The organism is Pseudomonas sp. PDM16 (assembly GCF_014851865.1).
GTDB lineage: Bacteria > Pseudomonadota > Gammaproteobacteria > Pseudomonadales > Pseudomonadaceae > Aquipseudomonas.
Genome location: NZ_JACVAM010000001.1, coordinates 1,015,710 through 1,037,830, shown reverse-complemented (window position 1 = coordinate 1,037,830; position 22,121 = coordinate 1,015,710). Strand labels below are relative to the sequence as shown.

Annotated in this window: 21 protein-coding genes and 1 tRNA gene; 11 read left to right on the top strand and 11 right to left on the bottom strand. The window is 63.6% G+C overall.

Annotated elements, in window-relative coordinates; genetic code table 11:
• Window positions 1–56: 56 nt before the first annotated feature.
• The 7 genes from IB234_RS04840 to IB234_RS04810 all read left to right on the top strand — a co-directional run bounded on the left by IB234_RS04840 (window position 57) and on the right by IB234_RS04810 (window position 5,647).
• Window positions 57–707: a DedA family protein gene (locus IB234_RS04840; RefSeq protein WP_192314709.1), complete on the top strand. Its 651-nt coding sequence runs from the start codon at window positions 57–59 to the stop codon at window positions 705–707.
• Between the two features lie 267 nt (window positions 708–974).
• Window positions 975–1,748: an ABC transporter ATP-binding protein gene (locus IB234_RS04835; RefSeq protein WP_192314706.1), complete on the top strand. Its 774-nt coding sequence runs from the start codon at window positions 975–977 to the stop codon at window positions 1,746–1,748.
• A gap of 11 nt (window positions 1,749–1,759) precedes the next feature.
• Window positions 1,760–2,512, top strand: a complete 753-nt coding sequence (locus tag IB234_RS04830) for an ABC transporter substrate-binding protein (RefSeq protein WP_192314703.1) — start codon at window positions 1,760–1,762, stop codon at window positions 2,510–2,512.
• A gap of 56 nt (window positions 2,513–2,568) precedes the next feature.
• Entirely contained in the window at window positions 2,569–3,261 is a 693-nt protein-coding gene (locus tag IB234_RS04825) for an ABC transporter permease (RefSeq protein WP_192314700.1), read from the top strand.
• Window positions 3,261–3,950, top strand: a complete 690-nt coding sequence (locus IB234_RS04820) for an ABC transporter permease (RefSeq protein WP_192314697.1) — start codon at window positions 3,261–3,263, stop codon at window positions 3,948–3,950. Before IB234_RS04825 ends, IB234_RS04820 begins: the two co-directional genes overlap by 1 nt.
• Window positions 3,951–4,020: 70 nt before the next feature.
• A complete protein-coding gene (locus tag IB234_RS04815) occupies window positions 4,021–5,226 on the top strand; it encodes a methyltransferase (protein WP_192314694.1) in 1,206 nt (401 codons plus the stop codon).
• Between the two features lie 345 nt (window positions 5,227–5,571).
• Window positions 5,572–5,647: transfer RNA gene (locus tag IB234_RS04810), tRNA-Thr, on the top strand.
• Between the two features lie 497 nt (window positions 5,648–6,144).
• Here the strand turns inward: IB234_RS04810 and IB234_RS04805 are convergent.
• Together IB234_RS04805 and IB234_RS04800 are read right to left on the bottom strand one after the other, a co-directional pair.
• The gene (locus IB234_RS04805; protein ID WP_318651973.1) at window positions 6,145–8,499 is read right to left on the bottom strand and encodes a TonB-dependent receptor; all 2,355 of its coding nucleotides are present in this window, start codon (window positions 8,497–8,499) and stop codon (window positions 6,145–6,147) included.
• A gap of 12 nt (window positions 8,500–8,511) precedes the next feature.
• Window positions 8,512–10,887 (bottom strand): hybrid sensor histidine kinase/response regulator, encoded by a 2,376-nt coding sequence (locus IB234_RS04800; RefSeq protein ID WP_318651972.1) that lies wholly within the window; start codon window positions 10,885–10,887, stop codon window positions 8,512–8,514.
• Between the two features lie 327 nt (window positions 10,888–11,214).
• Between IB234_RS04800 and IB234_RS04795 the strand changes: the two genes are divergently transcribed.
• Window positions 11,215–11,496 carry a hypothetical protein gene (locus tag IB234_RS04795; RefSeq protein WP_225580236.1) on the top strand — a complete coding sequence of 94 codons (282 nt, stop codon included), beginning with the start codon at window positions 11,215–11,217 and terminating at the stop codon, window positions 11,494–11,496.
• Window positions 11,497–11,685: 189 nt separating this feature from the next.
• On the opposite strand, the gene IB234_RS04790 is transcribed toward IB234_RS04795, so the two are convergent.
• Window positions 11,686–12,606 carry a LysR family transcriptional regulator gene (locus IB234_RS04790; RefSeq protein WP_192314688.1) on the bottom strand — a complete coding sequence of 307 codons (921 nt, stop codon included), beginning with the start codon at window positions 12,604–12,606 and terminating at the stop codon, window positions 11,686–11,688.
• Window positions 12,607–12,693: 87 nt separating this feature from the next.
• Here IB234_RS04790 and IB234_RS04785 point away from each other — a divergent pair, with 87 nt between their 5' ends.
• A complete protein-coding gene (locus IB234_RS04785) occupies window positions 12,694–13,431 on the top strand; it encodes a sulfite exporter TauE/SafE family protein (protein WP_192314685.1) in 738 nt (245 codons plus the stop codon).
• A 228-nt stretch (window positions 13,432–13,659) separates the two neighbouring features.
• The gene (locus IB234_RS04780; RefSeq protein WP_192314682.1) at window positions 13,660–15,369 is read left to right on the top strand and encodes an amidase; all 1,710 of its coding nucleotides are present in this window, start codon (window positions 13,660–13,662) and stop codon (window positions 15,367–15,369) included.
• Window positions 15,370–15,467: 98 nt separating this feature from the next.
• Here IB234_RS04780 and IB234_RS04775 read toward each other — a convergent pair whose 3' ends face one another.
• From IB234_RS04775 to IB234_RS04760, 4 genes are read right to left on the bottom strand one after another with little or no spacing between them, the layout of a single operon-like run.
• Window positions 15,468–16,481 carry a BtrH N-terminal domain-containing protein gene (locus IB234_RS04775; RefSeq protein WP_192314670.1) on the bottom strand — a complete coding sequence of 338 codons (1,014 nt, stop codon included), beginning with the start codon at window positions 16,479–16,481 and terminating at the stop codon, window positions 15,468–15,470.
• Window positions 16,478–16,885 (bottom strand): hypothetical protein, encoded by a 408-nt coding sequence (locus tag IB234_RS04770; RefSeq protein WP_192314667.1) that lies wholly within the window; start codon window positions 16,883–16,885, stop codon window positions 16,478–16,480. The genes IB234_RS04775 and IB234_RS04770 overlap by 4 nt, the downstream gene beginning before the upstream one ends.
• On the bottom strand, window positions 16,875–18,032 hold the full coding sequence (locus IB234_RS04765) for a beta-ketoacyl-ACP synthase III (protein WP_192314664.1): 1,158 nt from the start codon (window positions 18,030–18,032) through the stop codon (window positions 16,875–16,877). The genes IB234_RS04770 and IB234_RS04765 overlap by 11 nt, the downstream gene beginning before the upstream one ends.
• Window positions 18,033–18,051: 19 nt before the next feature.
• The gene (locus IB234_RS04760; RefSeq protein WP_192314661.1) at window positions 18,052–18,969 is read right to left on the bottom strand and encodes a dialkylrecorsinol condensing enzyme; all 918 of its coding nucleotides are present in this window, start codon (window positions 18,967–18,969) and stop codon (window positions 18,052–18,054) included.
• Between the two features lie 80 nt (window positions 18,970–19,049).
• On the opposite strand from IB234_RS04760, the gene IB234_RS04755 reads away from it, so the two are divergent.
• Complete coding sequence (locus IB234_RS04755; protein ID WP_225580234.1) at window positions 19,050–19,433, top strand: DUF2141 domain-containing protein; 384 nt, start codon at window positions 19,050–19,052, stop codon at window positions 19,431–19,433.
• Here IB234_RS04755 and IB234_RS04750 read toward each other — a convergent pair.
• From IB234_RS04750 to IB234_RS04735, 4 genes are all read right to left on the bottom strand, one after another.
• Window positions 19,430–19,969, bottom strand: a complete 540-nt coding sequence (locus IB234_RS04750) for a lipocalin family protein (RefSeq protein ID WP_192314655.1) — start codon at window positions 19,967–19,969, stop codon at window positions 19,430–19,432. The genes IB234_RS04755 and IB234_RS04750 overlap by 4 nt on opposite strands.
• A gap of 75 nt (window positions 19,970–20,044) precedes the next feature.
• Window positions 20,045–20,299, bottom strand: a complete 255-nt coding sequence (bamE, locus tag IB234_RS04745) for an outer membrane protein assembly factor BamE (protein WP_192314652.1) — start codon at window positions 20,297–20,299, stop codon at window positions 20,045–20,047.
• 111 nt (window positions 20,300–20,410) lie between these two features.
• The gene (locus tag IB234_RS04740; protein WP_192314650.1) at window positions 20,411–21,013 is read right to left on the bottom strand and encodes a DUF924 family protein; all 603 of its coding nucleotides are present in this window, start codon (window positions 21,011–21,013) and stop codon (window positions 20,411–20,413) included.
• A 3-nt stretch (window positions 21,014–21,016) separates the two neighbouring features.
• Window positions 21,017–22,027 (bottom strand): class 1 fructose-bisphosphatase, encoded by a 1,011-nt coding sequence (locus tag IB234_RS04735; protein WP_192314647.1) that lies wholly within the window; start codon window positions 22,025–22,027, stop codon window positions 21,017–21,019.
• Window positions 22,028–22,121: the final 94 nt, after the last annotated feature.

The following is a 22,121-nucleotide window of genomic DNA, read 5'->3' as shown; positions in this document are numbered from 1 at the left end:
GTTTTTGCTATCTACGGCGCAGGAATCGCGCCCACGCTTCGGCGAGTGGAGCCCTGATGGAATTCATCCAGCTTGTCATCGACTTCATCCTGCATATCGACCGCCATCTGGCGGAGCTGACCGCCGCCTATGGGCCGTGGATCTACGGCATCCTGTTCCTGATCATCTTCTGCGAGACCGGCCTGGTGGTGACGCCCTTCCTGCCCGGCGACTCGCTACTGTTCGTCGCTGGCGCCATCGCCACCCAGGACACGATGAACGTACACCTGATGGTCGTGCTGCTGATCATTGCCGCCATCCTCGGCGACGCGGTCAATTACAGCATCGGCCGCTTCTTCGGCGCCAAACTGTTCGCCAACCCGGACTCGAAGATCTTCCGTCGCCGCTACCTGGAAGTCACCGAGGCCTTCTACGACAAGCACGGCGGCAAGACCATCATCCTCGCTCGCTTCGTACCCATCGTGCGCACCTTCGCCCCCTTCGTCGCCGGCATGGGCCACATGCCCTACCGCCGCTTCGCCGCTTACAACGTGATCGGCGCGGTCGTCTGGGTCACCTTGTTCAGCTACGCCGGCTACTTCTTCGGCAACTTGCCGGTGGTGCAGAGCAATCTTCACTACCTGATCGTGGCAATCATCTTCGTTTCGATCCTGCCGGGCGTAATCGAGGTCATCCGCCATCGCCGAAGGGCATCGCAAGGCGCCTGACCTTCGGACTTCACCCGAAACGGTGAGTCCAGTAAACTCCGATCCGGCCGACAAATGATCCGGCCACCCTGACTGAAGCCCGATCCGCGCATCGGGCTTTTTTGTTTGGGCGCGACACACAACTGTCATGATGCGACAACTCGCCGCGGCCGCGGCAAGCGGCGCCGGAACCCTGCTTGGCGCTCCGCCGACGCTATGCTAGGTTCAGCCGCACGCTAGGAAGGCGGCCAGTAGCCGGAGCGCATCCGCATAACAAGAGGACACCCCATGGCCGAGGCAACGCCCGCGCTGGAAATCCGCAACCTGCACAAACGCTACGGCGAACTCGAAGTGCTCAAGGGCATCTCGCTGACCGCGCGCGACGGCGACGTGATCTCCATCCTCGGCTCCTCCGGTTCCGGCAAGTCGACCTTCCTGCGCTGCATCAACCTGCTGGAAAACCCGCACGAAGGGCAGATATTCGTCGCCGGTGAAGAGCTCAAGCTGAAGGCCGCGAAGAACGGCGACCTGATCGCGACCGACAACAAGCAGATCAATCGCCTGCGCAGCGAGATCGGCTTCGTGTTCCAGAATTTCAATCTGTGGCCGCACATGACCATCCTCGACAACATCATAGAGGCGCCCCGTCGTGTGCTGGGCCAGAGTCGTGCCGAAGCCACCGAGGTGGCCGAGGCGCTGCTGGCCAAAGTCGGCATCGCCGACAAGCGCCATGCCTATCCGAATCAGCTTTCCGGCGGCCAGCAGCAGCGCGCCGCGATCGCTCGTACTCTGGCCATGCAGCCGAAAGTGATCCTGTTCGACGAGCCAACTTCGGCACTCGACCCGGAAATGGTACAGGAAGTGCTTAACGTGATCCGCGCGCTGGCCGACGAAGGCCGCACCATGCTGCTGGTCACCCATGAGATGAACTTCGCTCGCCAGGTGTCCAGTGAAGTGGTCTTCCTCCACCAGGGTCTGGTGGAGGAACAGGGATCACCCGAGCAGGTGTTCAACAACCCGCAGTCGGCTCGCTGTAAACAATTCATGTCCAGCAATCACTAGGAGCAACACGCATGCAGAACTATAAGAAGATCCTGCTGGCCGCCGTCGCCACTCTGGCTTTCGGTACCCAGGCCATGGCCGCTGACAAACTGAAGATCGGTACCGAAGGCGCCTACCCACCCTTCAACCTGATCGACGCCAGTGGCAAGGTCGGTGGCTTCGACGTCGAAATCGCCCAGGCCCTGTGCGCCAAGATGGGCGCCGAGTGCGAAGTGGTCACTTCTGACTGGGACGGCATCATCCCGGCCCTGAACGCCAAGAAGTTCGACTTCCTGGCGGCCTCCATGTCGATCACCGAAGAGCGCCAGGCTGCCGTCGACTTCACCGACGCGTATTACACCAACAAGCTGCAGTTCATCGCGCCGAAGAGCTCCGACTTCAAGGCCGACAAAGCCAGCCTGAAAGGCAAGGTGATCGGCGCCCAGCGCGCCACCATCGCCGGCACCTGGCTGGAGGACAACATGTCCGACACCGTCGAGATCAAGCTGTACGACACCCAGGAAAATGCCTACCTCGACCTGTCCTCGGGCCGCCTCGACGGCGTGCTGGCCGACAAGTTCGTCAACTGGGAATGGCTGAAGAGCGACGCCGGCAAGGACTTCGAGTTTAAGGGCGAGCCTGTGTTCGACAACGACAAGATCGCCATCGCCGTGCGCAAGGGTGACCCGCTGCGCGAGAAGCTGAACACCGCGCTGAAGGCCATCGTCGAAGACGGTACCTACAAGCAGATCAACGACAAGTACTTCCCGTTCAGCATCTACTGATGCGTCCGACCGCCGCCGCCCTCACCGGCGGCGGCCGTCCTCTGCAGTAGCCTCCCATGATCTTCGACCTGCACGGCTTCGGCCCCGCCCTTGTCGCCGGCACGCTGGTGACCATCCAGCTGGCCCTGTCCGCCCTCGCCCTCGGCCTGGTGCTGGGACTGCTCGGCGCACTGGCCAAGACTTCGTCGCACAAGCCGCTGCAATGGCTTGGCGGCACCTATTCGACCATCGTTCGCGGCATTCCCGAGCTGCTCTGGGTACTGCTGATCTACTTTGGCACTGTCCAGGGCCTGGCTGCCCTCGGTGAGCTCCTCGGTGTCGGCAGCCTGGAACTGAACCCGTTCGCCGCCGGCACCATCGCCCTCGGCCTGTGCTTCGGCGCCTACGCCACCGAGGTGTTCCGCGGCGCCATCCTGGCGATTCCCAAGGGCCACCGTGAGGCCGGGATGGCCCTGGGCCTGTCCAAGGGACGCGTCCTCTGGAAGCTGATCCTTCCACAGATGTGGCGCATCGCCCTGCCCGGCCTAGGCAACCTGTTCATGATCCTGATGAAGGACACCGCGCTGGTCTCGGTGATCGGTCTCGAGGAGATCATGCGTCGCTCGCAGATCGCCGTGACCGCCAGCAAGGAGCCCTTCACCTTCTATGTGGTCGCTGCGTTCATCTACCTGAGCCTGACCATCATTGCCATGATCGGCATGCACTTCCTCGAGAAGCGCGCCAGTCGCGGCTTCGTCCGGAGCACCTGATGAACTGGGAAGTGATCTACAAGTACCTGCCCAGGCTGCTCGAAGGCGCTTGGCTGACCGTCGAACTGGTCGCCATCGCCGTATTGGCCGGCCTGATCCTCGCCCTGCCCATGGGCATCGCGCGCGCCTCGCGCCACTGGTACGTGCGCGCCCTGCCCTATGGCTACATTTTCTTTTTCCGCGGCACGCCGCTGCTGGTACAGCTATTTCTGGTCTACTACGGCCTGGCTCAGTTCGACGCGGTGCGCCAGGGGCCGCTCTGGCCCTACCTGCGCGACCCGTACTGGTGCACCGTCATCACCATGACGATGCACACCGCTGCCTACATTGCCGAGATTCTGCGTGGTGCCATTCAGGCCGTGCCGCCAGGCGAGATCGAAGCAGCCCGGGCGCTGGGCATGTCGCGCGCCCAGTCGATGCTCTACATCATCCTTCCGCGCGCCGCGCGCATCGGCCTGCCGGCCTACAGCAACGAAGTGATCCTGATGCTCAAGGCCAGCGCCCTGGCCAGCACCGTGACCCTGCTGGAGCTGACCGGTATGTCGCGCACGATCATCGCCCGCACCTACCTGCCGGTGGAGATATTCTTCGCTGCCGGGATTTTCTACCTGGTCATCGCCTACGTGATGGTGCGCGCCTTCAAACTGCTGGAGCGCAAACTGCGCGTCGACGCCTGCCAGGGTCGCTGACTCACCTCTTTCCCTCTCCCGCAGCGGGAGGGGGATAGAATGTGCCGTATCTCTCCCAGCCTTCACAGCCATGATCCTCACCGGCCCCGCCCTGCGCGAACGCTTCCAGGCCTTGGACGACTTTCTCGTCACCCATCAGGAGCTGTGGCGCCCCAAGCCATTTTCCAACCCGGTCCTGCCCTGGGAAACGAAGCATCCCGAGCTGGGCGCCTGGTTGCGCGGACGCAGCCTGGAACAGGCCGAGGCGGAACACAATCACCCGGAACACCTGCAAGCGCCCTATCCCTTTCGAGAGCTGGCCGCCAGCGCAGCCACGCTGGCGGCCGTCGGCGAGCTGCCTGCTCACGAGCTGGGTGCACGACACGCACGACTGGACGTCGACGTGCCAGGCCGCAAGTGGCAGCAGATCGAAGCCTTCGCCAGCCGCCTGCATTTCCAGAAAGTACCGAACCATTGGCTGGACTGGTGCGCTGGCAAAGGCCACCTGGGCCGCTTGCTGGCACAAGGCGGGCAACAACTGACTTGCCTGGAGTACGACGAGCAATTGGTCGCCGCAGGCCAGCGATTGAGCGAGCGTCTCCATATGGGCGTGCAGCATATGCTGCAGGACGTTCTGGACGATGATGCCGCCACCCACCTGAGTGCAGGACACAGCCCCGTGGCCCTTCACGCCTGTGGCGACCTGCACGTGCGATTGATGCAGTTAGCGAGTGCAGCTGGCTGCACCCAACTGGCCATCGCACCCTGCTGCTACAACCGCACCGGACACAGCCACTACCAGCCGTTGTCGATGCCTGCGCAGCATTCGCCGCTGCGGCTGTCCTTGGACGATCTCCGCCTCCCCATGGCGGAGACCGTCACCGCCGGTCAGCGGCAGCGCCGCCAGCGCGACCACTCCATGGCCTGGCGACTGGCCTTCGACCAGTTGCAGCGTCAGCAGCGAAGCCCGGACGAATACCTGCCGACGCCCTCACTGCCGATCAGCTGGCTGAACAAAGACTTCTCCGATTACTGCCGCGACCTGGCCGAACTGAAGGGCATCAAACTCCACGGCGACATCGACTGGCATACTCTGGAAGCGGCTGGCTGGCGACGCCTGGCCGAAGTTCGCAACCTAGAACTGGTCCGAGGTCTATTCCGCCGGCCACTGGAAATGTGGCTGCTGCTGGATCGGGCCCTGTATCTGGAGGAACAGGGTTATCGGGTTCGCCTGGGCACCTTCTGCCCGCGCAGCCTGACTCCGCGCAACCTGCTTCTACTGGCCGAACGAAGCTGATTCGCTCATCCACAAAAGCTGTGGATAACTCTGTGCGCAGTTTCTGCAGAACTCGCTGCAGAGCAGGCCGTTCGAGGCCCTTCCGAAACTGCCCATTTATTGATCAACACAAAAAAAAACATACAAAACAACGTGTTATAAAAAAAAGCGGACAAGGCGCACAGAAATCGTACAAGACGAATTCGCCATGCTCCGTTTTGTGCATAAAGATAGATCTGCTGATACCCATGCCCCTTCCAGCCACGGTTACAGGCTCCCGCCAGCGGCTGCAAATCCGGGCCTGTTCATCATTAAACTAGGACTCGGTTTACAGAACCAAAGCAATGGCTATAATGGCAGCCCTTCGCCGGTATAGCTCAGCTGGTAGAGCAACTGACTTGTAATCAGTAGGTCCCGGGTTCGACTCCTGGTGCCGGCACCATATGAATGAAAGGCTCGCAGCAATGCGGGCCTTTTTTCATTTCTGGACAGTAGATGTGTTGGGGCATGCCGACCATCTGACGCACAGACGCACAGCTCAGTGCAGGCACCTGTGTTCGTTAAGCGCGGGGACACCTCCGCAGCCTAGGCCCAATGATTGGTCGCTGATCGGGGACACTTCTTCTATTCTGCCAAGTCGTTTTTCGGTCTTGCCAACGAGTGTGCCCATGGCAGTTCTAGTCGCGCTGGAAAAACTCTATGACGAACACTATCCGAACAAGAGGCTCAACTTCGGCAAGTTAGCCCAACTGGGGAGACTGCTGCTGCACCGCGACCTAGGCCATGCGGAGTTGCTGGACAAGCGCCGGCGCCACCCAAGCCTACAGTCGGCTCTGCTGGAGATGGTCAACTCGGAAGAGTTTTGCCCTGATGATTGGCAAGCCTGGCCAAATCAATCCCTGAACGCCAGGCAACAGCAAACAGCTTGCCGAAGGAGCCTTACCAGCGGGTACGCAGCGTCAGCCCGAGACTGCGCGGATCGCCCGTGAGCACGCCGTAGTCGCCAGCGGCAAGCTGGGCATATACGGCGGTGACATAGTCTTCGTCGAACAGGTTGCGGGCCCAGACTTCCGCCTCCCAGCGCCTATCATTGCGACGCAGCCCGAGGCGCAGATTGGTCAGGGCGTACGAAGGCTGATAGCTGCCCTCTCCTCCCTCAAGCGTGCCGTAGTAGCCACTGCGGAAGCTGTAATCCATGGCGCCGAACAGCTCCAGCCCGTACTCCAGCGGGTGTCGATAGTCCGCTCCAGCGGTAACGCTCCACTCGGGTGCGTTGAACAGCCGTTTGCCCTCGAAATCGCATGACCACTTTGCGCTGCTCGGAGAACAGGGAGCATTGGGAAAATCCCTGTAACGCGCATCGCTCCAGGCAATGCCCATGCGCAGGTCGACACGCTCGCTGGCTCGCAACAGGCCGTCCAGTTCTATGCCGCGCAGCCTGACCTGCCCCACGTTGATCAGGTTGTCACGTATCGGCGGTGCGTATTCATTCACCGGAGCGCGGTTGGTCAGCGCCTGGTAATCGTCGACATCGGCCTGGTATAGAGCGATATCGAGTGTGGCCCGCTCGTCCCAGAAGTGGCTTTTGAAACCGACCTCGATCGAGGTGACCTGCTCCGCATCGAATGTCGGCTGAACGCTGGGACCAACGACATCGAGATTGATCCCTCCGGCCTTGTAGCCGCGTGCCCAGCTGACATAGCCGAGCAGATCGGCACGGAGCTGATAGCTGACTGCCAGTTGCCCCGATAGGTTGTTTTCCTCGAGCGCATCGCGGCGGTAGTACTCAGTACCGAGCGCGGTATCACGCAGTAACGCGCCACCGATTTGTGAAACCAGATCGCTCCCCAGTGGCGCGAGCCCCGACACACTGCGCGAAAGCCAGCCTTCCTTGCGATCACGGCTGTAACGCAGCCCGGGGGTGATAGCCAAGCGATCTGTAGCATGCCAGGTGGCCTGGCCAAATAACGCACGACTGTCCGTAAGCTGTTCTCCATCGAAGGTTTGCTGCGCCCCCTCCAGCAACGATGCGGGGATCATCTCAGGCGTAATGCCGAACAGCGCGATCTCCGGCCGGTCACCCAGGAAAAAACCCGCCGCATCCTTGCCAAAGCGCGCGACCACCTCACGATTCAGTTTCTGGCGCAGGTAATAGAGACCCACCACGTAGTCGAGATGCTCGCTGGGCGAATCGGCAAGTCGCAGTTCCTGGCTGAACTGGTGGTTGGGGAGTCTTACGGAGACGTTCTCGGCGATGGACAACGCCGTCCCGTCACCATCCTGATCGGCATCGTATGTCCAGTCCCGGTAGCCGCTGATGCTGGTCAGCGTGGCCCCACCATCCAGCACACGGTTGAGTTCGAGCGTGACGCCGGTCTGCAGCGTCTTGATGGTATTCATTTCGTCCTGCCGCACCTGGCGACCATAGGGATCGATAGGCAACTGCCGGTAGCCGAGGAACGCCGTACGACTGATCGTGGACGCACTGCGGTTGCTGGTGGTGAACACGTTGGAGTGCTCGTCCTGCCAGGCATATTCACCAATCAGCCGCGCACTGAAATCGTCACTCGGCGTCCACAGCAACTGCCCGCGTCCGCCCTGGCGGTTCTGGTCGCGCAGGTCGTTGCCGTCATACACATTGTCAACCAGCCCGTCGCGCTCGACGTCGTAGCCGGTCAGGCGACCCGCCAGCACGCCATCGACCAGCGGGCCGGAAACCGTACCGCGGTACTGGCGCAGGCCATATTCGCCAGCCGAAACCTCGGCGTTCCCCTCCGGCTCGAACGTGGGCGCCCGGCTACTGATATTGATCGCACCAGCGGAGGTGTTCTTGCCGTAGAGAGTCCCTTGAGGCCCTCGCAGCACCTCGACCCTCTCGAGATCGACGAGGTCGGAGAGCGACATGCCTTGACGCCCCAGATAGACGCCGTCGAGAAACACCCCGACGCTGCCGTCGATACCATCGTTGAACGAGCTGGAACCAAGGCCGCGGATGCCGTAGCTGGTGTATCGCTCGTTGGGGGCGGACACCAGCAGGCTCGGGACCCGCTGCTGCATGTCGCCGATACGGAAGATGCCGGCATCGTTCAGCTGCGCACCATCCAGCACGTCGAGTGCGATGGGAACCTGCCTGGCGTTCTCTTCACGATGGCGTGCACTGACCGTCACCTCGTCGAGCACCAGCGCCGCCGGCGCCCTCTCGGCAGGGCTCTGCTCAGCCTGCGCGATCCCAGGACAGGACAGCAGAAGGGCACAGGCGCCGCCTAACCATCCGAAACCATTACCCCAAGCCACGCTCAACCTCCGTCATGAATCGTCCCCCATCGCCAACATGCGCGCCGGAGCGACCCGCTCAACGGTCATAAGCAGCTCGGCGGCATCGGAGGGCTTAAGCAGGACGGCGTCGAACGACAGATCGCTCGGATACTCCGGCGGCCGCATCGGCGGCGCGGAAGAATAAAGCAGCACAGGTAACGACGGCCACCGCTGCCGGGCGACATCCAACAGAGCCCAGCCATCCATGCCTGGCATCGCCTGGTCGGTGACAAGCAGGTCGATATCGCTGTCCTGCAGGACGTCCAGAGCGTCGGCGGCGCTGGACATCGACGTGACATCGAAGCCATAGCCACCAAGCAGATCGCTCAGCCATTCGCGGTTCTGCTCGACATCGTCCACCAGCAGCACATGGCGGCCGAAGCCGCTCACCCGAACCTCGGGGCCTTCGTCGAACGAAACATCGAGGTCCTCCTCACGGGCGAGCGCGAACTGCACCTCGAAGCTGAAGCCTGCCCCAGACAACGACTCGTCCACGGAAAGGCAGCTGCTCATCTGCTGCAGGAGTTCGCTGACGGTAGACAACCCCAGTCCGGTTCCGGAGAAGCGCTCCGCTTCACGCCCGCGCCAGAAGGGTTGCAGCAGATGCTTGCGCTCATCCGCGGGAATGCCGATCCCCGTATCCCGCACGCCGAAGCGCAAGCGCACGGCATCGCCATTGCAGTCGAGGTTCTGAACCTCGAACAGTATCCGGCCGTCACGAGTGAACTTGGCAGCGTTTGCCAGAAGGTTGATCAGTATCTGGCGCAAGCGACGGAAGTCGGCCTGCACCAGCGTCGGCAACGACGGGTCGAGGCGCGACTCGAAGCGATTGTTCTGCTGCGCCGCCAGGAACCCGCCTTCCTCCTCGATCTCGCGCAGGAAGCCCCACAGATAGCCAGGCGCCAGAACTATCTCCAGCTGATGCAGTTCGCTGCGCGAGAACTCCAGCAGCTCATCGATCAGCTCGAGTTGCCGGCTGGCGCTGCGCTCTATTCGGCGCGGATAGTCCTGGGGCAGATCCTTCGGCAGGAGCCGCGCGTAGTTGACGATGCTAACCAGCGGCGAGCGCAGATCATGGCTGATACGTGCCATCAGCAGGCTGCGAGCATGCAGCGAATCGCGCAGCTGTCGCGTTCGCATGGCAACGGTACTCTCCAGCCGCTCATGCTCGGCCCTCTGCTGGCCGTCCAGATCGGCGAGAGCACGGCGCTCCCGCGCGCGAACCCGACTGACCTCCATGATCAGCGTACACGCCAGCAGCAACAGTCCCGGCAGGGTGGAACCCAGGCTCAACTTGTCGTCGGCACTCTGCCAGGGCATGCCCGCCAGCTCCAGCATCCGAAGGAGTCCCTGCAGCATGAGCAGACCACACACCAGATAGACCAGCCAGCTATATCCAAGCCTGTATCGCCATCCGGCCAGTAGAGTGGCGGGTATGAGTAGGTAGGAAAACTTGCGAACCTGGTCGAACAGCTCGCGACCGACCAGATTATCCACCCACATCCAGAAATAGCAGGCGACTATCGTGACCAGGAACAGGCTATAGGCCACGCCCCAGGCGGGAGGTAGCTGCCGCACCTGCAGCAGCACGCGGATATAGGCCAGGAACAGGGTGTACTGCACCATGCTCAGCGACCATATCAGCTCCCATGACCACGGCAGCAGGCCGGGCAGATAGATGAGATAGCCGTTCACCGCGCTGACCAGCATCGCGTAGCAGAGCACGGATGACGCATGAGCGACCAGAAGTCGCGAGCGAAGAATCCAGCCAACGACGAAGCTGAACGGCACCATCAGCAGGGTGATGCCCAGCGTCATGCCATCAACCATGTAGCTGGTCTGGCGATGAGCGAGCAGCCCCTGCTCCGACCAGAGCCGAGGGGCGATGATGATCAACGTTTCGCTAGCCACTCGCACCAGAACCGTCAGCTCCTCCGACGCCGGCAGCTCGAGAGGAAAGATGGCCTGTCGCGATGGGGTGGGCCATTGCGCCAACGGGTATTCGCTGCCGGCCTGCATGATCTGCCAGGCCTGGTTCTGACGCACGTAGACCTGGATATCGGCCAGGCGCGAGTCACCTATCGTCATCCATCGCTTGCAGGTCGTGGCGGCGCCCTGCAGGTGTATGCGCAGCCAGAATGCCGAGTGACTGTAGCGAGGCGGCAGCGCCTGCTGGCTGGCCGGAGTGAAGGCGCTGTCAGGCAAGGCGAGCACCTCGTCGGCTGTCAGCCCAGCCGTCGGGTCCTCGAGCGCGAGGGTGTGGTCCGCCAGCGACAACTCCTGCGTGTCACAGGTGGGCGACGCGGTCACGCAGGTGGCAAGCAGCAACCCGAGCGACAGCAGTAGCCACTGCAGATATTGCCTCACCACGGTCCCCCTGCACGTTCGCACTTCTTCCCGGCCCATTGCCGGAGAGGCTGGCCCCCAGCATCCGGGGAGATCGAGCACGAGCCAATTGACTGAAACCTTCCTGCGCCTCCGGGCATCCACTCAAGGGCGACGCAGAGAAACCCCGTAGCGCGCAGACAGCCAAAGACACGCCCCGACAGAGCGCCGCCCAGGACCATCGAGGGTTTCGGGAGAGACAAATCCAAGCTCGAACCTTTCTACGAAAACAGCCGAGGCGGAAACGGCTCGGAAAACGGATACCGAACGGCGGCCCGATGAAGCCAACGGCCGGCAGCGGAGACGATCATGAAATCGCACCCTGAAAACACCCGAAGCGCAAGCTGGCACCATATTCAGGTGCACGATGATAAGGGTTTGTGCGGTTACCCGCACAAGGCTCACGACAAGCCCACTCGACCCGATGGAGAGCTGGATTTCGACCCGGACTCTCCCGACCTGACCGATCCACAGATAGATCCGCCGACGCCCCCTCGCATCCCGGATACGGACTCCAATCCGCTGGAGCAGCGAAGAGCACCGGGCGATCAATATCCGCCCTACGCGGAGAAATCGCATGAGCAGCACTGAGCGGCAGCCCCATGGACATCGCCTCGGATCGGTCTGCGCCAACCACGACACAATGCCGTTTGAAGGCCGCTCCAGGTGTCACTGCACGAGGCAGCTCAATATCGAGACACGGACATGATGCTCATTCTTGCCCTCCTCGGGGCCGTGTTCTTCTTCATCGTCGGATGGCTCAGCCTGCAAGCCATCGGATCATGACGGACGGGTTTGCGCCCTGAGGCCTGCAGGGCGACGGCCAGACAAGCAGGCAAGCAGGCTCTGCATGGGCGGCGCCAGGGTGTCCCAGTCACGGAAACACAGGCACAGGCGCCTGCGTGCCCACTCCTCGTCCAGGGTCAGTACCTGGTAGCCGTAGCGACGCCGGTAGCGAAGGGCGATACCCTGCGGAACGATACCGAGGCCCACGCCTTGAGCGACCATTTCACACAGGCCTTCGAAGGTTTTCATGCGAATGCGCAACTGCAGCGGTCGGCCAGCCGACCTCGCATGCTCATCGAGATGATCCTGCAGCGCGCTTCCGGGAGACATGCCGACGAATGCTTCGCCGAGTAGATCGGCCAGGCGGGCACAGCCCAGGCGAACGACGGGGTGCCCGGGCGGCGCGATCAGCACCAGATGATCCTTGGCCACGGGCTCCAGCCGCAGCCCCGCAGCCTCGACGGCGTCGGAAACGATGCCGGCTTCGGCGAGGCCTGCGCCGATAGCTCGAACAATCTCGTTACTGGCCCGCTCCTTCAGCTCGACATGCAGTCCGGGCCGCTCGGCCAGCCACGGCGCGAGCCGGGAAGGCAGGAAGCTCGTCAGCGCCGAGGTATTGGCATATAGGTGGAGCGTGCCGCGCTCTCCGGCCGCAAAGGCCGCCAGCTCGCCTCGAAGCAGAGCTTGTTGGCGAAGGATCAGACGAGCATGGTGCGCCAGCGCCTCTCCCGCCTCAGTGGTCGCAATGCCGCGTGGGTGGCGACGCAGCAGCGGGACATCCGCATCGACCTCGATATTGCGCAGCCGCTCGCTGGCGGAGGCGAGTGAAAGGTTCGCGTCGGATGCACCACGCGTGATGCTCCCGGCATCGACTATGCAGAGAAAGAGCCGAAGATCCGCTACATCCAGCCGCACCAGCTACTCCTGGCCTTCGGAAATGCCGAAGGCTAAAGCGAGAAAACCGCATTGTGCACCGGTACAGGTGCCAGCTCCAATGGAGGCATGAATGAATACATCGTGAGCATCCTGCTGATCTTCGTGGCTGCCGGCCTGGTCAAGGGCATCACAGGCATGGGCCTTCCCACCCTGGCCATGGCATTGCTAGGCAGCCTGATGGCACCCGCCAGCGCCGCAGCATTGCTGGTGGTTCCATCCTTCGTCACCAATGTGTGGCAGTTGCTGGCCGGCCCCGGCGCCCTGCAGACGCTGTATCGCCTGTGGCCGATGATGGCAGGGATAGCACTAGGCACACTCGGCAGTGCGGGCTTCATGGCCAAGGTCGATGGGCAGTGGTCAGGGCTCGCGCTAGGTGCATGCCTGGTTGCGTACGCCATCTATGCACTGGCGGCACCTACTTTGCACATACCGAGGAGGGCCGAGACCTGGCTCTCCCCCATCGCGGGTTTGCTGACCGGTGTTCTCACCGGCGCCACTGGCGTATTCGTCATCCCGGCGGTGCCCTACCTGCAGGCACTGAACCTGGGCAAGGATCAACTGGTGCAGGCGCTCGGCCTGTCGTTCACCGTATCGACCGTCGCCCTCGCGTTTGGCCTGGCCGCCCACGGCTCCCTGGATACTGAGCAACTGGGCGTCTCGGCGTTGGCCATCGCTCCCGCTTTGGTGGGAATGATGTTCGGACAGAGGATCCGAGCGAAAATCAGCCCTGCGCTCTTTCGCCGATGCTTCCTGTCACTGCTGTTGCTGCTGGGTCTGGAGCTGATCTCGCGCCCTTTTCTGTGAGTGGCTCTACCCTCGTCAGCCTGGGACCCCGCCTGGGTCGAGCACCATAGGCGCGGCTTCCGATACGCGGCATCATAGGGTTCTGCGGCGCCAGTGCGCCCGTGAAACTCATCAGCACCGCTCCGGATTATCCGGCCGGCATGCGGTGCCGCCCAGCGAGAAGACCGACATGAAAGCCCTGAAATCGACTGACTCCCTCACCCATCCTAGCCGAAAGGAGCTGAGGACATGATCGAAGTCACCGAAGTCTCCATCGCCGAGCTGCGTGCAGCACTCGAATCCGGCCACACCACGGCGGTCGAGTTGGTCCAGGCGTATGCTACCCGGATCAATGCCTACGACGGCCCCGATACAACCACCAGGCTCAATGCCGTGGTGGTGCGCAACACCGAGGCGCTGCGCGAGGCCGAGGCTTCGGATGCCCGCCGCGCCCGCGGCGAGACCCTCGGCCCGCTGGATGGCATTCCCTACACCGCCAAGGACAGCTATCTGGTCAGGGGCCTCACTGCCGCATCCGGCAGCCCTGCCTTCAAGGACCTGGTTGCCCAGCGCGACGCCTTCACCATTGAGCGCTTGCGTGCCGCCGGTGCCATCTGCCTGGGCAAGACCAATATGCCGCCCATGGCCAACGGCGGTATGCAACGCGGTGTCTATGGTCGTGCCGAGAGCCCGTACAACGCTGCCTATCTGACCGCGCCCTTCGCCTCTGGCTCGTCGAATGGTGCCGGCACCGCCACCGCCGCCAGCTACTCGGCCTTCGGCCTGGCCGAGGAAACCTGGTCAAGCGGCCGCGGCCCGGCCTCGAACAACGGTCTGTGCGCCTACACCCCGTCGCGCGGAGTGATCTCGGTACGCGGCAACTGGCCACTGACACCGACCATGGACGTGGTGGTGCCCTACGCGCGGACCATGGCCGACCTGCTGGAGGTGCTCGACGTGGTGGTGGCCGACGACCCCGACAGCCGTGGCGATCTTTGGCGCCTGCAACCCTGGGTACCGATCCCCAGGGCTTCCGAGATACGCCCGGCGTCCTACCTCGACCTCGCCGCGCAGCCCGACGCCCTCAAGGGCAAGCGTTTCGGCGTACCACGCATGTTCATCAACAAGGATGAACTGGCCGGCACCAGCGAGAAACCCGGCATCGGCGGTCCAACCGGCCAGCGCATCCACACCCGCGCCTCGGTCATCGCCCTCTGGGAGGCCACTCGCCAGGCCCTGGAGGCGGCCGGCGCCGAGGTGGTCGAGGTGGATTTCCCGCTGGTATCCAACTGCGAGGGTGATCGCCCTGGCGCCCCGACCGTGTTCAACCGCGGCATCGTTTCCAGGGAGTTCCTGCACGACGAGCTGTGGGAGCTATCGGGCTGGGCGTTCGACGATTTCCTGCGGGCCAATAACGACCCCAGGCTGAACCGTCTGGCCGACGTCGACGGCCCGCAGATATTCCCGCACGACCCCGGCACGTTGCCGAACCGCGAGGATGACCTGGCCGCGGGTATGGACGAGTACGTGAATATGGCCCAGCGCGGTCTGAAGACCTGGGACCAGATCGAGACACTGCCAGATGGCCTGCGCGGCCTGGAGCAGACCCGCAAGCTGGACCTGGAAGACTGGATGGACGATCTGAGGCTCGACGCCGTGCTGTTCCCCACCGTGGCCGATGTCGGCCCGGCGGATGCGGACGTCAATCCGGCATCTGCCGACATCGCGTGGAGCAATGGTGTATGGGTCGCCAATGGCAACCTCGCCATCCGCCACCTGGGCGTGCCCACCGTCACCGTGCCGATGGGCGTAATGGCAGACATCGGCATGCCGGTCGGCCTGACCTTCGCCGGGCGCGCCTACGACGACTCGACGCTGCTACGCCTGGCGGCGGCCTATGAAGCGACCGGTTCGAAGCGACAGGTACCGCCGCGCACTCCACCTTTGTCTGGAAAATAACAAGACAGCCGGAATACTAATGCCGCCGCACCCCGGCCTTACGGCTCAGGCGCGGCCGCTTCACCCAGGGCAACCGGCGAAGCAGACGGGGCCGTGATTCAGCCCTTGCGCTTGCTCCAGGCGCCCAGTTCCTTCATCAGCGCGCGCTCCTGGCCGGCGATGCCACGCAGCATTTCGGCGATGGGACGGAAGTCCGGCGCCTCGCCCTTGCTGCGGCTGGCGCGCACGCAGGCCGAGGCGAACTGGCGCCAGTCGTCGCCGATGGCGGTCAGACGAGCCGAGGCTTCGCCCAGCTCGGCCGCGCCGATCTTCTCGCCAGCCTCCTGCAGGAAGCTGGCGTACATGAAGCGGAAGCCGGCGCCGCCGGTGCCGATCTCTTCCTGCATGCGCACGATGTGGGTCAGGTACAGGCGGTTGTACTTGGTCTGCGCCGGATCGAGGCTTTCGACCTGCTTGGCCAGGTGCTGGATGCCGCGAATGCCGATCCACGGCAGCGGCATGCCGTCAAGGATACGCGTGGTGCCGAGCACGGCCTGGCGGATCAGCTTCTCCCAGTCCTGCTCCTGCGGCACGTCGTCGAGCCAGTACATCAGGCCCTTGGCCGCCAGCGCGCCCTTGGCGAACCGCGCCTTCTGCAGGTCGGCGCTGGCGCAGCGCACCGGCTCCTCGAACACCGGATCGCTGATCAGGTACTCGTCGCCGTCACGGCCGTAGGCCAGCAGGTTGTGCGCATTGAAGTGGAAGCGCATCTCCGGCGGGAAGTACGGCAGCCAGAACACCGAGCTCTGCAAGCCGGCCAGGCGACCCTGGTCAAGCAGCGCATCCAGCTCGCGGCGGCCCTGCTCGGGGTTGCCGAAGGTACGGCTGTTAAGACGTGCACCGAGGCGCTTGCTCAGGGTCTTGATCAGGTGCTTGGGCGGCATGCGATAGGCAATCAGCGGCATGCCGCTGAGCTTGACGATCGGCAGGTAGGCGAAGGCCAGGCCCGAGGCCAGGCCGAAGGCCATCGGCTCGCTCATCGGCAGGCCGGCGTGGGTCAGCAGGCTGGCCATCACCCCGCTCTCGCAGTGGGCGCTCTGGCGGTGCTGGAAATGCGGTTCGAAGCTGCTCATGCCGGTGCCTTCTGGTAGCCGATCAGTTGTTCCACCGGCAGGCCGAAGGCTTCGGCGTAACGGGCGAGGATGGCGGCGCTCAGGCGCCGGTAGATGGCCGGGCGGAAATGCCGGCGGATGCGCCACTGGAACAGCCCGGTGATCTGCGCCAGCGCCGGCTCGTCCAGGCGGTAGCGGTACATCAGGCATTTCAGCGGCGACAGCTCGCCGCGCTGCCAGGCCGCCTCGGCCTCGGCCTCCTGGGCCTCCAGCTCGGCCACGGCCAGCTGGGTGGCGTAGGCCTCGGTATCCCAGCCATCGCTCTGCGCGCGCTGGTAGTGGCCCTCGGCATCCACGGCATAGACCAGCTTGCTGTGGCCGCCGTAGGTGGAGCTGTGATCCTGGGGAACCTCGTCAAGCTTCATCGCCGACCACCGTCAGATGCATGAATGCGCTGGAGAAACGCCCGCTTTCGGGCACGTAACAAAGCAGGCGCTCGCCGCTGCGCAGGCGGCCGCCGTTGAACAGCTCCTCAAGGATGATGAAGATCGAGGCGGCGCCGGTGTTGCCCTTGCTGGTCAGGTTGGTGAACCAGCGCTCCTGGGGAATCGGCAGGTCGGCTTCGGCCAGGCCATCGGCCAGGCGCTCGCGGAAGTACTCGGAGGAATAGTGCGGCAGGAAATGGTCGATGTCCGCCTCGCGCAGGTCACGCTTGTGCAGGATGCGCCTGAGCGCCTCGACCACGGTGACACGCACGATGTTGTCGTTAAGCAGTTTGACGTCCTGCTTGATCGCCATCACCGAGCGATGGTTGCGCTCGGCGGCGTCGAAGCGGCTCCAGCCGGTCAGGCCACCCTCCTCCATCTCGGCGCCGGCGTACATGCAGGGCGGCATCTGGTCGGCGAAGGACAGGATGTCGATCCAGTCGATGCGCAGGCTCAGGCCACGGGCGTTGGGCTGGCCTTGCAGCCACACCGCGCCGGCACCGTCGGAAAGCATCCAGCGCAGGAAATCCTTCTCGAAAGCTATCTCAGGGTGGCTCTCCAACTCCTCGGTACGGCGTTCGTACTCGGCATCGAAGTTGCGCGCCTGCATCAGCGTGGAGGCGACTTCCGAGCCACAGGCCACGGCGTTGCGGCTCTCGCCGCTGGCCACGCTGAGATAGGCATACTTCAGCGCTGTGACGCCACACAGGCAGATGCCGGCAGTGGTCACCACCTCGCCGGGCGGGCTGCCCAGTTCGCCGTGCACCATCACGGCGTGGCCGGGCATGGTCTGGTCCGGCGACGAGGTACTGGCTACCAGGCAATCCAGCTCCTCCAGATCGAAACCAGGCCCCTGCAGACCGCGAATCGCCTCGGCGCTGATCTGCGCATTGTTCATCGCCGGCTCGCCACTGGCCGGGTCGATCACGTAATGACGGTTCTGGATGCCATTGCGCTTGAGCACCAGGCGACGGGCCCTCGACGGCTGACCACCGACCAGGCCGAGGCGCTCCTCCATCTGCTCGTTGTCCACTGGGTCGAACGGCAGATAGGCACTGATACGATTGATGAAAACAGGGTTGGCCACGTTGAATCCTCGGGTCACTTCACTCGCCGGAGGGACCGGCGAAGTAGGCCTTTTCACGCAGAGTCCGATCCCTGGACAGCGGAGCCAGCAGTTTCTTGAGCAGGGCGCCAAGTGGCACCACGGTGATAATCAGGCAGATCAGGAAGACGATGTAGACCACCAGTCCGGCACCACGGCGACGGCTCTGCTGCGGGCCAAGTGCCGAGAGCAGGCGGCTCCATAGCTGGAAGCTGCGGTTGCCGACCTTCTCGCTGCCGATCAGCTTCTCGTCGATACGCACGGCACCGAGGCCCTTGAGCATGGGCTGCTCAACAGGCAGTTGGTCGGCGCTCAGGCGCTGCGCCATGGCCTCGCCAAAGCGGCTGGCGGCGACGATCTCGCTTTCCTCGATGCCGGCACGCGGCACCCAGGAGTAGGGTTTCTGCCGGCCGGTGAACATCCACAGCGGGGTGGCCAGGAAGCTGGCGGCGGTGCCGCAGGCATCGGTCAGGGCGATATTGTCGACCAGCCGCGCACCCAGCTGGGAAAGGCGCGCCTTGACCTTCTCCTGGGCCATCAGCCACATGTTGCGGCAGCCGATCAGGGTCACCACCGGGGTGTCCTTGAGCAGCCGTGCGGCCTCCGGCGAAGCGAGGAAACTGGTCACCGGCATCGACGGCGAGAGGAACCATACCTGGTAGGCGAGGATCACCAGGTCGTAGCGCTTTCCGGCATCCACCTGCAGCGGTTGCAGCGGCTGAGGCTGCATCAGTACCGTTTCAGGAAAGATGCGGAAGAATCCCAGGAAAGGCCAGGGGAACGGAAAGCGTTGCGCGGGCTGCAGTCGCAGATAGTCGACTTGCACACCGGCACTTTTCTCGAGAGGAGCGCATACCGACTGGACCAGACGGTCCAGCTGGCCGGTTTGTGAGTAGTGGACCACTAAAACCTGACGCATCCCTTGCCAATTCCCTGCAAAATGGCCGAATTATGCCACAGCGATTTCTTCAAACCGTAACCCGGCCGTGCCTTCTGGCCATGCTGTTCGTCAGTTCACAAGCCTTTGCCGGGGATATCGTGATCAGCGTCGAGGACCGCCAGGGCGATGCACCGGTGCACCTCGCGCTGGTATCTGCCGATCAGTCGGACTGGGACGGGCGCACCCTGCGGCAGATCCAGGGCAGCGGTGGCGAACTGCGCCTGGACGACCTGCCGCCCGGCCGCTACGCCGTGCAGCTGTACCAGGACCTCGATGGCGACGGTGCTCTGGCCCTCAGCCCGCGCGGCGTACCGCAGGAGCCGGTGGGGTTTTCCGGTAACCCCAGCCTGTTCAAGGGCAAGCCCACACCGCTGCGGTGCCTGTTCGAACACGGTACCGGCGACACTCACATCACGGTGAAGCTGCGCCGCAAGAAGCGCTAATCCGCACGCCAGATCAGCTCACTGGTGTCGTAGCCTCGGGCTTTGGCCTCGGCCAGCAGGCGCTCGCGCACCTCGGCAGAGACCTGCGGCGTGCGCGACAACAGCCACAGGTATTCGCGATTCGGATGACCGACCAGCGCAACGCTGTAGTCATCCTCGAGATAGAGCACCCAGTAGTCGCCCTTGCTCAGGCCCGGGAAAAGGTTGCTGAACCAGTTGTCGAAACGCACCCACAGCTTGTCGGTCTTCCCCGCCTGTTGCAGTTCGGCCTCGCCGTTCGCCTCCTGCCACTCGCCATCCTCGGTACGACAACGGTTGGTCACCGCCACGCGACCGTCATCCTGCAGACGGTAATGCGCCTCGGAGGCGACGCAGTGACGCTGGAAGAACATCGGTAGACGGGCCAACTCGTACCAGGTGCCCTGGTAGCGCTGCAGGTCGACCTGGCCGGCGGTCTGCGGCAGGTCGTCCGGCTCGCCGGAACCGGCACAGCCGACCAGGGTGAGCAACAGCAGGGAAAGCAGGATGGGGCGCATGGCGGAATCTCCTTCGGGCCTGTGCGATTTTCGACCGCGAACCTGGCCGAAGGAGCGAGTTATCTCGACTCGGGGTTACTTGAGGCCCTGCCCGGAGAACATCATTACCTTGTCACCAGCGAACTGAACGCTGATGAAGGTCTTCTCGTCACCCCAGGTGCAGCTGGTCAGGCCGATGGCGCCGGAACATTCCGCGGGGCTGCCAAGCAGGCTCTCCACTTCGCTCTTGGCCATGCCGGCCTTGAGCTGGGAGTAGTTTTCCTGGTTGATCTTGCTGCAGGCGGCGAGCAGGACACAGGCGGCGAGGACAGCGACGTTACGCAGCGACATGGGGAACTCCAGAGGGAAGAAAACTGCGAGAGAGCTTGGCACAGGACGCGCCCGATTGCGCCTCTCCGACCCTCGAACCGGCGCACAGTTCGCGAGAGCCGAATACCTCGCCTAGAACCGCGAGCCCGGTTGTTCGAGGAAGGCCCGCTCCTCGGCCGAGGAGGTGCGTCCGAGGATGTCGTTGCGATGCGGGAAACGGCCGAAGCGGCGAATCACCTGACGGTGCCGCTCGGCGTAATCCAGATAGCCGTCGAACGGCGCGCGCTGGTCGGTGGAAACCTGGTCGCGCAATGCGGCGAAACCCGCGACTGCCTCGTCCTGCAGGGCAAGATCTTCGGCATGCTCCAGCACCAGATAGGGAAAGACCCGACAGATCGCCGGTAGCCGGTTATCGACCCCCTGCTCCAGGCCCTGGCGAACCAGCGCTTGCGCACGGGCATCGCCGGAGAAGGCTTGCGGGGCGCCGCGATGGATCATGCGTGGCAGTTGGTCCAGCAGCAGGATCAACGCCAGCCAGCCCTGCGGTTGCGCGGCCCACTCCTGCAGACCGCCAGCCAGGGCCACAGCGCAGGGTTCGCCGAACAGTCGGCGAGCCTCGTCGTCCTGCTCGGCGCGGTAGCCAAACCACAGGCCTTGGCGGCTGGTAGCCACCGTACTGGCGGAGGCCTCGGTATCACCGAACCACCAGTCCAGCAGCAGCTGCCAGGCACTCATGCTTCAGGCCTTGTGGTAACCGGTAACGCGCTCGACTTCTTCCTTCGAGCCGAGGAACACCGCCACGCGCTGGTGCAGGGATTCCGGCTGGATGTCGAGGATGCGCTGGGTGCCGTTGGTGGCGGCACCGCCGGCCTGCTCGATCAGCATCGACATCGGGTTGGCCTCGTACATCAGGCGCAGCTTGCCCGGTTTCTCCGGCTCGCGGGCATCGCGCGGGTACATGAACAGGCCGCCACGGGTGAGGATGCGGTGCACGTCGGCCACCATGGAGGCGATCCAACGCATGTTGTAGTTCTTGCCCAGCGGGCCTTCCTTACCGGCCAGCAGCTCGTCCACATAACGCTTGACCGGGGCTTCCCAGTGGCGCTGGTTGGACATGTTGATGGCGAACTCGGCGGTGCTCTCCGGTACGCGAATGTTGTCGTGGGTGAGCACGAAGCTGCCCATCTCGCGGTCCAGGGTGAAGCCCATGACGCCGTCACCGAGGGTCAGCATCAGCATGGTCTGCGGGCCGTAGATGGCGTAGCCAGCGCAAACCTGTTTGGTGCCCGGCTGCAGGAAGGCCTTCTCGTCCAGGCTGTCGTTCTGGCTCAGGTATTCATCCGGGCAACGCAGCACGGAGAAGATGGTGCCGACCGAGACGTTGACGTCGATGTTGCTGGAGCCGTCCAGCGGGTCGAACACCAGCAGGTAGGCGCCTTTCGGGTACTTGCCGGGGATCTGGTAGGCATTGTCCATCTCTTCGGAGGCCATGCCGGCCAGGTGGCCGCCCCACTCGTTGGCCTCCAGCAGGATCTCGTTGGAGATCACGTCGAGCTTCTTCTGCACTTCGCCCTGGACGTTCTCGGTGCCCATGCTGCCGAGCACGCCGCCGAGGGCGCCCTTGGACACGGCATGGCTGATTTCCTTGCACGCGCGCGCGACCACCTCGATGAGGAAACGCAGGTCGGCCGGGGTGTTGTGACTGCGGGTCTGTTCGATCAGGTAGCGGCTGAGGGTGACGCGCGACATGGAGGGCTCCAGGAACTGGGAAAGGCGGCAGTTTAACCGTTTGCGCGCGCGGGCGCCTCTGCCGAACCGGACAGCAGATAAGAGGTTGGCGATG